At 40.8% G+C, this 14,959-nt stretch carries 12 protein-coding genes; 6 read left to right on the top strand and 6 right to left on the bottom strand.

Annotated features, from left to right (window positions below; genetic code table 11):
* Window positions 1-25: 25 nt before the first annotated feature.
* From ptsP to C502_RS0102940, 4 genes are all read left to right on the top strand, one after another.
* A complete protein-coding gene (gene ptsP, locus C502_RS0102925; RefSeq protein WP_018677369.1) occupies window positions 26-2,320 on the top strand; it encodes a phosphoenolpyruvate--protein phosphotransferase in 2,295 nt (764 codons plus the stop codon).
* Between the two features lie 445 nt (window positions 2,321-2,765).
* The gene (locus C502_RS0102930; protein WP_018677370.1) at window positions 2,766-4,286 is read left to right on the top strand and encodes a catalase; all 1,521 of its coding nucleotides are present in this window, start codon (window positions 2,766-2,768) and stop codon (window positions 4,284-4,286) included.
* A gap of 85 nt (window positions 4,287-4,371) precedes the next feature.
* The gene (locus tag C502_RS0102935) at window positions 4,372-4,812 is read left to right on the top strand and encodes a thiol-disulfide oxidoreductase DCC family protein (protein WP_018677371.1); all 441 of its coding nucleotides are present in this window, start codon (window positions 4,372-4,374) and stop codon (window positions 4,810-4,812) included.
* Window positions 4,809-5,216: a DoxX-like family protein gene (locus tag C502_RS0102940; RefSeq protein WP_018677372.1), complete on the top strand. Its 408-nt coding sequence runs from the start codon at window positions 4,809-4,811 to the stop codon at window positions 5,214-5,216. The genes C502_RS0102935 and C502_RS0102940 overlap by 4 nt, the downstream gene beginning before the upstream one ends.
* Here C502_RS0102940 and C502_RS0102945 read toward each other — a convergent pair.
* A complete protein-coding gene (locus tag C502_RS0102945) occupies window positions 5,203-6,255 on the bottom strand; it encodes an MBL fold metallo-hydrolase (RefSeq protein WP_018677373.1) in 1,053 nt (350 codons plus the stop codon). The genes C502_RS0102940 and C502_RS0102945 overlap by 14 nt on opposite strands.
* Window positions 6,256-6,641: 386 nt before the next feature.
* On the opposite strand from C502_RS0102945, the gene C502_RS0102950 reads away from it, so the two are divergent.
* Window positions 6,642-7,532: a LysR substrate-binding domain-containing protein gene (locus tag C502_RS0102950; RefSeq protein ID WP_018677374.1), complete on the top strand. Its 891-nt coding sequence runs from the start codon at window positions 6,642-6,644 to the stop codon at window positions 7,530-7,532.
* Window positions 7,533-7,603: 71 nt separating this feature from the next.
* Here C502_RS0102950 and C502_RS0102955 read toward each other — a convergent pair whose 3' ends face one another.
* From C502_RS0102955 to C502_RS0102975, 5 genes are all read right to left on the bottom strand, one after another.
* Window positions 7,604-8,212 (bottom strand): glutathione S-transferase family protein, encoded by a 609-nt coding sequence (locus tag C502_RS0102955; protein ID WP_018677375.1) that lies wholly within the window; start codon window positions 8,210-8,212, stop codon window positions 7,604-7,606.
* 52 nt (window positions 8,213-8,264) lie between these two features.
* Window positions 8,265-8,963, bottom strand: coding sequence for a helix-turn-helix transcriptional regulator (locus C502_RS0102960; protein WP_018677376.1), 699 nt, complete (start codon window positions 8,961-8,963; stop codon window positions 8,265-8,267).
* Between the two features lie 76 nt (window positions 8,964-9,039).
* Complete coding sequence (locus tag C502_RS0102965) at window positions 9,040-9,714, bottom strand: HAD-IA family hydrolase (RefSeq protein ID WP_018677377.1); 675 nt, start codon at window positions 9,712-9,714, stop codon at window positions 9,040-9,042.
* Window positions 9,711-10,643 carry an RluA family pseudouridine synthase gene (locus tag C502_RS0102970; RefSeq protein WP_018677378.1) on the bottom strand — a complete coding sequence of 311 codons (933 nt, stop codon included), beginning with the start codon at window positions 10,641-10,643 and terminating at the stop codon, window positions 9,711-9,713. Before C502_RS0102970 ends, C502_RS0102965 begins: the two co-directional genes overlap by 4 nt.
* Window positions 10,644-10,705: 62 nt before the next feature.
* A complete protein-coding gene (locus C502_RS0102975; protein ID WP_018677379.1) occupies window positions 10,706-11,053 on the bottom strand; it encodes a hypothetical protein in 348 nt (115 codons plus the stop codon).
* A gap of 376 nt (window positions 11,054-11,429) precedes the next feature.
* Between C502_RS0102975 and C502_RS0102980 the strand changes: the two genes are divergently transcribed.
* Window positions 11,430-14,834: an Rne/Rng family ribonuclease gene (locus C502_RS0102980; RefSeq protein WP_018677380.1), complete on the top strand. Its 3,405-nt coding sequence runs from the start codon at window positions 11,430-11,432 to the stop codon at window positions 14,832-14,834.
* The last annotated feature ends 125 nt before the right edge of the window (window positions 14,835-14,959 follow it).

The raw sequence follows: 14,959 nt of genomic DNA on the forward strand, positions 1-14,959 counted from the left end.
GATTTATAAATTGGAGTAAACATCCATGTCAAACATGCAACTCGACACGCTTAGACGCATTGTGCAAGAAATTAATGCGTCCGTCAGTTTGCATGATTCTTTGGACATTATGGTCAATCATGTGGCTGAAGCGATGCATGTGGATGTGTGCTCAATTTATTTATTAGATGAACGAAATAAACGCTATGTGCTGATGGCTTCAAAAGGTTTGAAACCTGAAGCTGTCGGGCATGTTTCTTTAAATGTCGGTGAAGGTCTTGTCGGTTTAGTCGGTAAACGCGAAGAAATCGTCAACCTTGACAACGCACCAAAACACGAACGTTTTGCTTATTTACCCGAGACAGGTGAAGAACTGTTTAATTCATTTCTCGGCGTACCCGTCATGTACCGCCGTAAAGTGATGGGTGTTTTGGTCGTTCAAAATCAAGAACCTCAAGACTTTAGTGAAGCGGCTGAATCATTTCTTGTCACCTTATGCGCACAACTCTCTGGGGTAATCGCACACGCGCATGCGGTCGGAAATATTGATGTCTTCCGCAAACCCACCAGTGGCTCATCTTACAAAACGTTCCAAGGTGTTTCGGGTGCTGGAGGTATCGCCTTAGGTCGTGCCATCGTACTCTACCCACCTGCCGATCTGGCTACAATTCCTGATCGTGAAGCCGAAGATATCAGTGATGAACTCGACTTATTAGATCAAGCGATTGCTGCGGTACGTCTGGAGATTCAATCTTTAGATGAAAAAATGAAAGATTCATTGATGTCAGAGGAACGCGCATTGTTTAGCGTGTTCTTACGGATGTTAGATGAAAATGCCTTACCAAGTGAAATTAAAGATCACATTCGTACAGGAAGTTGGGCGCAAGGCGCTGTTCGTAAAGTCATTGATAAGCATGTGGCGCTTTTTGCACAAATGGAAGACGATTACTTACGTGAACGTGTCTCTGATCTCAAAGACCTCGGTCGTCGCATTTTAGCCTGCTTACAAGAAAATGATTCGAGTCACCGCGAACTCAGCCCAGACAGTATTTTAATTGGTGAAGAAATCAGTACGGCTGCCTTGGTGGAACTGCCCGTAGATAAGATTGCTGCGATTGTAACCTCTGAAGGTGCAGCCAATTCACATATGGTGATTGTGGCACGTGCTTTAGGCATTCCAACTGTAGTGGGCGTGACTGAATTACCGATTACCACCCTCGATGACATTGAAATGATTGTCGATGCTTATCAAGGGCGTATCTTTGTTAACCCACCACGCCGTTTGCGTCAACGTTATAAAGAAGTTCAAAAAGAAGAAGAACAAATCGCAAAAGATTTGAAACAATACGAAACCAAGGATGCAATTACCCCTGATGGTGTCTCTATTCCCTTGTTCGTCAATACAGGTTTGATGATTGATGTGGTTCGTGGGGTGCAACGGGGGGCGAAAGGCGTTGGTTTATATCGTAGTGAAATTCCATTTATGCTACGTGAACGCTTCCCTGGTGAAGAAGAACAACGTGCGATTTATCGTCAACAATTAAGCCATTTTGCCAATAAGCCTGTGATTATGCGTACCCTCGATATTGGTGCGGATAAAGATCTGCCTTATTTCAGCATTGAAGAAGAAAACTCGGCATTAGGCTGGCGTGGTCTACGCTTTACCCTCGATCATCCTGAGATTTTCTCGGCACAAATTCGTGCGATGCTGAAAGCCAGTATTGGTTTAAATAATTTACATATCTTATTACCCATGGTCACCAGCGTCAGTGAAGTTGAGGAAGTTCTTTATTTATTAGAACGTGACTGGATTGCTGTTCAAGAAGAAGAGCAGGTTAAAATTACCAAACCGAAACTCGGCATTATGGTTGAAGTGCCGAGCGTACTTTTTCAAATTGGTGAATTCGCTGAGTTAGTTGACTTCTTTTCTGTTGGTTCGAATGACCTCACCCAATATTTACTGGCCGTTGACCGTAATAATCCACATGTCGCCAACGTTTATTCACACTTTCATCCATCAATCTTACGTGCCTTAAAACGCTTAGTCGAAGACTGCCATGAGTATCAAAAACCGATTAGCGTTTGTGGAGAAATGGCAGGTGATCCCCTCTCTGCAATTATACTAATGGCAATGGGTTTCGATACTCTATCAATGAGTTCAAGCAATATTTTACGCGTCAGAAAAGCAATTTGTCATGTACCAATGGCTGATGCAAAGAAACTTTTAGACGATGTACTACAAATGAACAACCCATTAATAATTAAAAGCTGGTTAGAGCATTATTTTAGAACACATGGTTTAGCGGATATGGTTAAATTGAATCGTTTAATTAGTGCTTAAAATGATTTAAGGTGCCTTCTTTAAGGCACCTTAATTACATAATTCATACCTAGATTTATCTATATATTTATATCTCTCATTCTTTTTCTTTGCTGCTATGGAATGGCTAAAACAAACATTAAAATAAAATAAACATTTATTTTTAAATAATTTTTATAAAATTTTAACAATTTTCATATCCACAAACACTCGGCTCATGTTTAAGATTTAAACAGCTTCAATCGAATAAAGCATTTATGACATCAACTTTAATCCATTGGAAAAAAAGCGTTCATCAACCTAGAGTAAAAATATAAATGATGTAAACACATTCATTGCAACACCAAGTTTAGGCATCTGTGATCACGATACCCAACACATAAATGAATTGTAAACACATCTCTTTCGTAGACGGTCAATCAACTGAGATGACTAAGCTCACAAGTCATTTTAATGGAGATAAAACATGAGCCAAGACGACAAAAAATGTCCTTATAGCCACTTAACGACTGACTTTGGTGCCCCTGTAGTCGACAACCAAAATAGTATGACAGCAGGCGCACGAGGACCATTATTAGCCCAAGATTTATGGCTGAATGAAAAACTGGCTAACTTTGTCCGTGAGGTGATCCCTGAGCGCCGTATGCATGCCAAAGGTTCAGGTGCATTTGGTACATTCACTGTCACTCACGACATTACCCAATATACTCGCGCTAAAATTTTTAGCGAAATTGGTAAAAAAACTGAAATGTTTGCACGCTTTACCACGGTTGCAGGTGAACGTGGTGCTGCGGATGCTGAACGAGACATTCGTGGTTTTGCATTAAAATTCTATACCGAGGAAGGTAACTGGGATATGGTGGGAAATAACACCCCTGTCTTCTTTTTACGTGACCCACGTAAGTTTCCTGATTTAAACAAAGCTGTTAAACGTGATCCAAAAACCAACCTTCGTAGTGCCACCAACAACTGGGATTTTTGGACTTTACTCCCAGAAGCCTTGCATCAAGTCACCATCGTTATGTCAGATCGCGGTATCCCCGCAAGCTATCGCCATATGCATGGTTTTAGTAGCCATACCTATAGCTTTATTAATGCAGCCAATGAGCGTTTCTGGGTGAAGTTCCACTTTAGAACGCAGCAAGGAATTAAAAACCTAACCGATGCCGAAGCAGGTGAATTGGTGGGTCAAGACCGTGAAAGCCATCAACGTGATTTATTTGATGCGATTGAACGTCAAGACTACCCAAAATGGACACTCTTTGTTCAAGTTATGGCAGAACAAGATGCAGAGAAAGTACCATATCATCCCTTCGATTTAACTAAAGTCTGGCCTCATGGCGACTATCCACTGATTGAAGTGGGTGAGTTTGAACTCAATCGCAATTCTGAAAACTTCTTCCTAGATGTTGAACAATCTGCTTTTGCACCAAGTAACTTAGTCCCTGGCATTAGCGTTTCGCCTGACCGTATGCTACAAGCACGCTTATTTAACTATGCCGATGCACAACGCTACCGTTTAGGTGTGAACTATCAACAAATTCCAGTCAATGCAGCACGCTGCCCTGTTCATAGTAATCACCGTGATGGTCAAGGTCGTACTGATGCCAATTATGGTGGCTTACCACATTATGAACCAAACAGCTTTGGTCAATGGCAAGAGCAAGCGCAGTACAAAGAACCCCCATTAAAAATCACTGGTGATGCAGATTTCTGGGATTATCGTGAAGATGATCATGACTATTTCAGTCAGCCTCGTGCTTTGTTTGAATTGATGACATCTGAACAGCAACAGGCATTATTTGACAATACTGCACGCGCGATGGGTGATGCATTAGACTTCATTAAGTATCGTCATATTCGAAATTGTCATGCGTGCCACCCGGCTTATGGTGAAGGTATAGCGAAAGCATTGGGCATGACTGTATCTGATGCACAAGCTGCTCGTGAAACTGATCCAGCTCGTCATTTGCCAAGCTTTCTTTAAATGTTGAAGTAAAAAGTCATCTTCGGATGGCTTTTTTCATGTAGCTGGGTCACAATTTATTCAATATCTCATCAGAAAAATAACAATGCCAAATCAATTAGAGCAATTGATCCAAACCCACAACATCATCCTATTTGATGCAGAATGTGTGCTGTGTTCGGCTTGGGCAGACTTTATGATCAAGCATGACCACGACTATCAATTCAAACTTGCATCTGTCCAGTCAAATTTAGGGCAAGCCTTGCTAATAAAATATCAACTCCCAACTGATCATTTTGAAACGATGGTATTGCTTGAAAATCAAAAACTTTATACAGAATCAGATGCTTTTCTACGGATTATGCAACGCTTAGACTTCCCTTATTCAACACTCAGCTTTGGAAAAATGATTCCCAGAGTAATTCGCAATTTTGCTTATCGTCGGATTGCTTTAAATCGTTATCGTCTTTTTGGTAAAACAGAACAGTGCTATCTCGTTACACCTGAAACTCAGCAACACTTTCTATTGGATGATGTCTGCGCATGAACAGTGCAAACCAAACTATTCAACAGATTTTAAAATTCTGTCAGTTCGTGATCGCAAGCCTTTGGATTTATCAAGGCTTAATACCCAAACTAATTTTTCAGGTTGCAGATGAGCAGTATGTTTGGCAACAGTTACATATCCCAAGTATTTATATTCCATATTTAGTTTCACTCTCAGGCATTGCCGAGATGATTTTTGGCAGTCTATTTTTATTTGTGACACACAAATATTTGCATTGGCTCAGCATCATGAGTCTGGTTGGGTTATTTATTTTTGTTTTGTTTATCTACCCAGATCAAATTTATCAGGCATTTAATCCAGTCGTCATGAACATCGCTATGGCAAGCCTTTCCATAATTGCTTTGTGGTGTATAGATTCAATACAACAGACTAAGCGCGAATAAAGTGTCCTTCACGAATACAATAAAAGGGATTGATCAGTTTCGAAGATGATTTCATGGCTTGCTGCAACTCATGTTCTGGTGCATCACGATCTTCATCTGTGAGCTGAAAAGTTCGGAAATGAATTGCCAATGAACGATGGGCATGTAAATCTAAATGAGCATGGAAAGCATCTTGAGGATTCATATGGACATAACGCATCAATAGGCGTGGTTCATAAGCACCGATTGGTAACAATGCCACACGTGCATCACCATAACGTTCATGGATCTGCTTAAAGTGACTTCCATAGCCTGTATCCCCTGCAAAAAAACAGTGTCCAGTCTTTGCCAAAAGAGAAAAACCACCCCATAAAGCCCGATTTTGATCACGTGTTCCGCGCCCAGAAGCATGCTGAGCAGGTGTATAGGCAATTTTTAGTTCATCATGAAAAGGGATTTCTTGCCACCAATCCATTTCAATCAGATGTAAATGTTTCGGTAGATAATAACCATTGCCCAAACCTGTATAAATGGGCATTTTAAATTTTTGATGTAACCAATCTAAAGTTGCCAAGTCCATATGATCATAATGATTATGGCTTAACAAAACGGCATGAATGGTTGGGAGCTGTTCTAACGCAATTCCTGCTGGACAAACCCGTCGAGGACCTTGCCCATGCTTTGGACTCACGTATTCGCACCAGACAGGATCGGTCAGAAAATTATAAGGGCCAATCTGAATCAAAACCGTTGCATGCCCCACAAACCAAATCTGCCAATTATTTAAATCTGCATGGGGGCGATTTTGTGGCAACTCCAACATCTGATTGCGGCTATTTAACTCATGCGCTCGATCAACATTCCAAGTATAAGATTTACGCGTTGCCAACCATTTCAATAAACCCTTACGATCAAAAGGCGTGAGCGGTTTTTCCAAGTTATAAAAGCGATCAATGCCACAATGGTCAGAAGACTCATGCGGAAATGGAGGTTTTCCCCAAGTATGGCTCAAGCAAGATTTGGTCGGCAATTGATAGGTTAATGTCGGCTTATCTTTCATGTACTTCTTCTTTGGTGGACTTAAATCACACGAGGCTCTGTCTGTTTGGTATGTTAAACAACCCTTTCACTCTAACGTTTTCAAATCAATCTAATTGTATAATTTTTTTAGAAAGTTTAATCCTGACTAAACAATCGAATTTGATCCTAACATAAGCTTGTTAGTTATGCTGATTTTCTCTAGCTGAGTCAATACAATTTTAAGGTCGTGTTAAAGTTTTATTACCGACTGACTTGATTAGACTTTAGCAAATTTCTAATACATTTTTTATATTTTAAGAAAAAGTATATTGTTTATAAAATAGCTGCGATATAATGCACAACTAGAATTACTTTCGAATACTTATATTTTTAAAAATAATAGTAAAACACACTCGGATCAGTGTTATGGAATTACGCCATTTACGTTACTTTATTACGGTTGCTGAAGAACTCAGTTTCAGTAAAGCTGCTTTAAAACTACATACTGCACAACCCTCTTTAAGTCAACAAATCAAAGACCTAGAAGATGATATTGGCGTTCAACTATTTTATCGCACCAAACGCAAAGTTGAACTTACAGAGGAAGGGCAGGTTTTTTTAGAGCAAGCACGACTGACTTTAACCCAAGCTGACAAGGCTGTTACTATGGCTCGTCAAGTTGCTGCTGCTAAAGTACAATCTTTAAGAATTGGATTCGTTCCATCTGCTGAAATCCGTATTTTTCCTTATATTTTTCCACGCTTACGCGTCAAAATACCTAAACTACAAATTCGCACACTTAATCTAAAAGAAAGTGATCAAATTATTGAGTTAAAGAAAGGTGACTTAGACGTTATTTTTATTAATCAAGACTTTCAAAATGATATTTTTTCGAGCCAATTGATCTTAACAGAACCCTTAGTTTTTATGCTTCCTAAACAGCATCCCCTAGCCCAGCTCAATGAAATCACAATAGCCCAACTAAATGATGTCACGCTTACGATACTGTCACACAAACTATCACAACCTCTTTCACACACAATTTTTAAATATATTGAACAACAGCAAATTCAGTTCAAAAGTATCCATGAAACCAATACGATTGCTGAAAGTATTCAAATTGTTGCTGCTGGTCATAGCTGTACCATTTTACCTTCTTATATGCAGGCATTAGCAACTGATCAAATCGTCGTTCGCCCCCTAAGTCACCCACTTCCATGTCTAGATGTATTTATGAGCTATAACAAATTGGAACCTACCCTCGCAACAGAACAGTTCTTAGCTGAAATTAATCAAATATTTGAATTAAATATTTAAAAGAATAAAGATAAGCAAAAAATTAAGATAAAAAAATAGCTGTTCAATACAGCTATTTTTTTATCTACGGTTTAAGCCTTACTAAAAAATGCTGCAAACTTTTGATAGCTTGCACGTTGTTTTACATTTTCTAAGTATTGCTCAATCACGGGATGTGTCTGTATTTGACCCATTTTTAACTGCCAAAACAACATCGCTGCAACTAGCACATCTGCGGTTGTAAACTGTTGACCACACAAATATGGATCAGCTTCACTTAAGCCCTGAATAAAAGCCTGATAAGCTTCTTGATAATCGCCATAACCAACAAACATTTTCTGATCAAGTTTTATATCAACACCCAACATTTTATTGGTTGATGCAGCTTCCCAAGGTCCTGAAATAAACATAAGCCAACGATAATACAAGCCTCTCTTAGGATCGTTTAATGCAGGAGCTAAACCTTTATCCGCAAATTTATCCGTCAGATAAGCACACACTGCACCAAGCTCATAAATCACCACATCCCCATCAACAAGAGCAGGAACTTTGCCAAAAGGATGGATTTTTAAATATTCGGGTGCTTTCATTTCTGTTTGGTATGCAACTTCTATCCGTTCACAGGTCACCCCTAACTCAATTAACAACCAATCAACAACCGCACCTCGAGACTGAGTATTTGTATAAAATTTAAGTGTCATTTTTCATATTTCCTTGTTTGTTGGTGTTATTAAAATTTAATGGTTTGAATTGTCAGTTTTTGTCAGTAGTCGAACGACAAACCTCTTGTGTCCACCATTGTTGAAAAAGTTGTTGTTTGAATTGTGGGTATAATTCTTGACTCAGACTTAAGCTTTGCATGCGATCGAGCCTAAAGTTTCGAAAATCACTGCGTAACTCACACCAAGCAGCGAGCACAATCTTGTCATTAAAATAACCTAAAGCAAATGGCCAGACTGTTCTCGCACTTGCTCGCTGTTGTTCATCCACGTAATCAAAAAAGATTTTAACTTGAGACCGAATCGACACTCGAACTTGCTCTACTAATGCTTGATTGACAGGCAACCATACATTAAAAGCTCTGAGTGTCGTTTGCTGCAATAAATTTTGCCGATGCTCAGGCAATACCGCATTTAACTTTGCCAATACTGAAATTGATGCTTCATTCAAAGCTTGATCAGGAACACTTTTCAGCCAATATAAGGCTAAAAACATGGCTTCAATTTCAGTTTCATTCAAAGTCATCGGAGGGAGGAGAAAATCTTCTTTAAGTTGAAATCCCAATCCTGCTGCGGCATCAATATGAACGCCCTGCGAACGTAAGCTTTCAATGTCGCGATAGACACTACGCTGACTGATCTGCAAACGCTCTGCCAAAATCTGCGCTGTCACGGGATAACGATATTCTCGAAGGAGTTGTAACAGATGAAGTAAACGAATTGAACGACTCATACTGTTCCTATTGTTATTATGAATGATGGGAAAATTGACTCTCCCATCTTTTGTCGTTGTATATGACTTGGAATGCTTAGCCTTCAGTTAAAGCCGTTTGTTCTAATACATTTTGCAAATAAGCATGTAAATCCTGCACATTATGAGCAATCGTTAAAGGCTGGTATTGTTGCAAAGTTTCAATACTATGCACCCCATAACTGACGCCAATACGTGGCATATTCAGATTTCGAGCCATCTCTAAATCGTAACTGGTATCCCCCACCATGATGGCGCATTCAACTGCTACATCCAACTCAGCAAGAATCTCCTGCAACATCAATGGATCAGGTTTAGACTTGGTTTCACTGGCTGCACGGGTAATGTCAAAAATTTCATGACTATGGGTTTGAGTCAACACACGATCCAAGCCCTTACGACTTTTACCTGTCGCAACTGCAAGCTTTAAGCCCTGCTGTTTTAAATCAGCCAACAGCTCTGCCACACCACTAAACCATGCATCGCCTTTTGAATTGGCAACATAATGATCCGCATAGCATTGCAAAATGTCTGGCTGTAAATCAGGAACTTGAGGAAACAGGATTTGCATCACTTCAGGTAAACCTAAGCCAATGATGCTTTTTGCGGCGTCATCCGTTAAAGGCTGTTCAAATTGCTGCGCTGCATATTGCAGACTTGCTACGATTTGCCCAACCGAATCGAATAAAGTGCCATCCCAATCAAAAATCACCAATTCGATATTTTGACTCATTTCTGCTTTCTCAATTCATTGATCACTTGTTGCATATCTTCTGGCATTGGCGCTTCAATCACTGGATAGTTTGGTATTTCTAAGCGCATTGCATGTAAGCACAAACGTCTTGCTTCTGGGCCTTTATAAGCGGTGTTATGCCCATACTTATCATCACCGACCAGAGGATGCCCAATACTTAAACCATGCACACGAATCTGATGGGTACGTCCAGACAAAGGCGAAGCATGTACCAACGTTGCTGTCTTAAAGCGTTCTACCACTTTCAAATCAGTTTTACTTGCCTTACCTTCTGAAGTAACACGTACGCGACGTTCACCATTGGCAAGCTCATAACGCAATAAGGGTGCATCAATCATTTGCCGATCTAGGCTGATTTGTCCTTTGACAATTGCAGCATAGGTTTTTTGAATTTTATGTTCACGCAATAAGTCTTGAAGCAGTTTTAAGGTGCTGCGTTTCTTACTAATCATGACTAGACCCGAAGTATCACGGTCAATACGGTGAATCAATTCTAAATACTTTTTACCTGTTGCAGCACGTAAGGCTTCGATCAAGCCATATGCCACACCACTGCCACCATGGACGGCAATACCAGATGGTTTATTCACGACCAATAAGCCTTCATCTTCGTAGACCACGCGGCTGAGTAAGCCTTGCGCCACGCTATCACTCACAGGTGCAGCCGTTTCATCCTTTTGTTCATAACGAATTGGTGCAACCCGAATCTGATCGCCAATGCTCAAACGTGTTTCTGCTTTTATTCTTTTTTTGTTTACACGTACTTGTCCTTCACGAATCAAACGGTAGATTCGACTTTTGGGTACACCTTTTAATCGGGTAAATAAAAAATTATCTATTCGCTGCCCGTCTTGATGCTCATCCACGTCAAACCAAGTGACACTTTGCCATTGTTGTGTAGAATTCATACGCTCGATTAATCCAAGATTTGCTAAATATGATTAAAAATTGATCATTTAGCTAAGTTATTTCACAAGAAACCTAAACTTAGCCCATAGGCAGATGCCGCAAGGTTTGATATATTCAGCGCACGGATACCACCGTAAGTGAGTATCAGATCAGAAATTTTATTTAGATAAAATTTTACATCGACGAGATATTCACCAACAACTCGGATAGGTCCTAAAGAATTATGCCGACGCCGAAGGCTTATTATATCGGCAAAATGGCAAACTGTTGCGTTTAATTGTGCATCTGCACATACAGTTTGTTCATAAAAAATATGTTGCCAGCAAATTTGTTGGCTATTAAACGTAAACTGATCCACATCAGACAATTTGCTCCCTGATGTCGCATTCAGGCTAAAGCGTTGATGCATTGGAACTGCTAAGCAGAGATACGATGATCATTCCGTATCAAGACTTCCAGATGGATCGACTTCAATGCTCAAGACAGTGAAAGTCGCCATCCAATGCACCGCTCACCCGCCAGTGAAGCGTCTAGGAACTTTGATTATGCTGGGTCTAACGATATTTCACAGATGTAAAACATGGATGAAATATCAATAGGCTAAAGATTAAGGCAGTATTGCTGACATCGAAATAACCGTATCAAAGCACAAACTGAATATTTACGTCAGTGGTTTCAGAGCATGATCTACAAAGCTGCTTCTGAGTCTTGATCGCGCCAATTTGATGTTTGCTCAAAAGTATTGGGCTTGTTGTTTGTGTGCATCACTATTAGGTGTCACACCCATGAAACGTATGTTGATTAATGCAACCCACGCCGAAGAAGTTCGCGTTGCACTGATTACTGGTAATCGTCTTTACGATTTCGATTTAGAAAATCGTACGCGCGAACAAAAAAAATCAAATATTTATAAAGGTCATGTCACTCGCGTTGAGCCGTCTTTAGAAGCGGTTTTCGTTGAGTACGGCGCACAGCGTCAAGGCTTTTTATCCATGCGAGAAATTGCAAACTCGTATTTCAAAGCAGATCCTCGACAAACTTCAAATATTCGTGAACTTATTACCGAAGGCACGGAGTTACTGGTTCAAGTTGAAAAAGAAGAACGTGGCAATAAAGGTGCCGCGCTTTCGACTTTCATCTCACTTGCTGGTCGTTATTTAGTTTTAATGCCAAATAATCCGAAAGGTGGCGGTATTAGCCGTCAAATTTCAGGTTCGGTACGTGAAGAACTGAAAGAAATTTTGGCCTCTTTAAACATACCACGTGGCATGAGCGTGATCGTGCGTACAGCGGGCATTGGTCGTACACAAGAAGAGTTACAACTCGACTTGCAACACTTACTTGATCTTTGGGCACAAATCCAAGGTTCAGCAAGTTCTGGTCCATCACCAATGTTGGTTCATCAAGAAGCTGGCGTCGTAACACGTGCGATCCGTGATTATTTACGTGATGACGTGGCTGAAATCCTGATTGATAGTGAACAAGCCTACAACGAAGCGTATAACTTCGTAAAAGCAGTGATGCCACGTCAGTTAGACAAATTAAAAACTTATACCTTGAATGAGCCATTGTTTGCTCATTTTGGGATTGAAAGCCAAATCCAAACCGCTTATGAACGTGAAGTCAAACTTCCATCTGGCGGTTCTATCGTGATTGATCAAACTGAAGCTTTGGTTTCAATCGATATTAACTCGGCGAAATCAACCCGTGGTCATGATGTTGAAGAAACGGCGCTCAATACCAACTTGGAAGCAGCCGAAGAAATCGCACGTCAACTTCGTTTACGCGATATCGGTGGTTTAGTGGTCATCGACTTCATTGACATGACCAAAGACCGTAACCAACGTATGGTTGAAGCAAAATTACGTGAAGCGACACAAAGTGATCGTGCACGTATTCAGTTCGGTCAGCTTTCACGTTTTGGTCTCATGGAAATGAGCCGTCAACGTTTACGTCCTTCTTTGGAAGAAGCAACAGGTTATGTCTGCCCACGCTGTCATGGCACAGGTATGGTACGTGACTTACGTTCGCTGTCACTTTCAATTATGCGTAAAGTGGAAGAAATTGCCTTACGTGAACGTCAAGGTGAAGTACAAGTTGAAGTGCCTGTTGAAATCGCAGCATTCTTATTGAATGAAAAGCGTCACAGTCTAGTTTACTTAGAACAAACCTCAAATGTACGTGTCACTGTATTGCCTCACCCGCACTTGGAAACACCACATTACCAAATCCAGTTCAATCCAGACGGCTTTGCACCATCAAGCTATGAACGTACCGAAGCAACACGTTCAAGTGAAAAAGAACTAGGCTATGAGTCTTCTGACTGGCATTTAGAAGAAGCAGAACACACGCATGCTGCACCTGCACAAAACAATGCAGCAGCGCAGCAAAAGAAAGCAGCACAACAGCAAGCTGCTCAACCTAAACAAACACAACAAGCAGTTGCACAAAAGTCAGCTAGTCCTTGTGCTTGGTTAGAAAACTTATTTGTTCAAAAGCAAGCGCAAACCACTGATCAATCACGTTCAGCACAAAATGCAGCGGCATCAATTGAACAAATGATTAATAACGGTGCGGTAAGCCGTGGTCAATTTGGTCAGGTCAATGTTCCTGTTGCAACGACTGAAGCAGTCGCACCTGTTGCAAACAATGCTTATATTTCACAATCACCAGTGAAACAAGAAGCACGTGAATCATTTGAGAAAGATGAGAAATCTCATCGTCCAAATCAATCACAAAACCAAAAGAAACGTAAGCATAAAGAACAACGTGAACAGCATTCACATGTGCATGAACAACAACCGAATCAAGTGCATGAAGAAATCGTTCAAGTCCCTTCTCGTCAAGAACAACCATCACGCCAAGAGCAACGTGAGTTAAAGCGTCAGCAAAAACGCCAACAACCACAAGAGCATCAAAGCCAACAGCAACATCATGATGCTGTACATGGGAATAATGATAGCACTCCATTACCACGTCGTGATCGTAATAACCAACAACGACCAAACCGACCAAATCGCCATCGCGACCAAAGTGTTCTAAACGAAACGCCAATTGCAACAGAACCTGCTGTTAATCCTCAGCAAGTTAAAGTTGATGTAATTAATGCACCTCGTGCCGAACCCATGAACACAGCACTGATCGTAAACATTGATCAAGGTCAAAGTGAAATTGTTGCACTCAACGCACAACAAACTTCAGCCCCTGCTGCAAAAGTAGAAGCTGCACCTGTTGTTGTAGAGAAGCCTGAAACAATTGAACCTGTTCAAACAGAACAAGCCGTTGTTGAAGTTGCAGAAGAAGTCGCTGTGGCAGAAGAAACAGCTCAAGCACCTGTAAAACGTGCGAGCAATGATCCACGTTCACGCAGTCGTCAACGTAGTGCTCAAACTGCGCCAAAAACAGCTGTACCTAAAATTGCACCATCGCAAATTCCAACGCTGGGTCAATACACCTTAGGTAGCTTGATTCGTCATGTCTATGGCGAAGATTGCACAATCTTAATTGAGCAATTTGGCTTAGTGACGACCTTCAACCGTGCTTTACAAAAGTTCGTTGAACAATATGCAAGCAGCTTGGTGACTACAACTGAAGAGGAAAAACGTCCTGTAACACGTGATGTTGAACTTCCAAATCAGAAACAGACTGAAGAAGCCGAACCAGCAGCAGTGTTAGCATTAACACCACCTGAAGCCACTGCAATTCGTGTAGCCAATGACCCTCGTGAGCGTCGCCGCTTAGCGAAACTTGCTGCAGAGCAAGCAAAAGAGGCGCACATTGCAGTAAGTGAAGAAGCACCATCACCTACTGAAGCAGAAACGACGGTAACAATAGAAAGTAAAGTGGAAGAAGCCGTTGTAGAACAAACTGTTAAAGCTGAAGAGGCTATTGTTGCTACAGCACCAGAACAACAACCACTTGAACTGACTACTGTTGAATCAAGCGCGATTACGGTCGTTGAATCTGAAACTGCGGTAAGTGAAGTAAACTTGTCTAGTGTTCCAGAAGCGACTGCTATTGAAAGCCTTGAATCAGTACTACCTGTTGTTGAAACAAGCGTATCAGAACCAAGTAGTGCCACGATTGAAGATGCTGAAGATGAAGCTGCCAAGGCAGAAAAAGATAAATCAAGCCGCCCTCGCCGTCCGCGTGGTCGTCCACCGAAAAAAACCACACCTGGCAATGAATAATTTGCTAAATTGCACGCAATAAGCTAAAGCCTAGTCATTTCGATGACTAGGCTTTTTTGTTATTTTATCAGATTAGGTTGATTGCTCTAGGAACTTACCAGTAAAAACAACATCAACAACAATGA

This window comes from Acinetobacter tjernbergiae DSM 14971 = CIP 107465 (genome assembly GCF_000374425.1).
In the GTDB taxonomy this organism is placed as follows: Bacteria; Pseudomonadota; Gammaproteobacteria; order Pseudomonadales; family Moraxellaceae; genus Acinetobacter; species Acinetobacter tjernbergiae.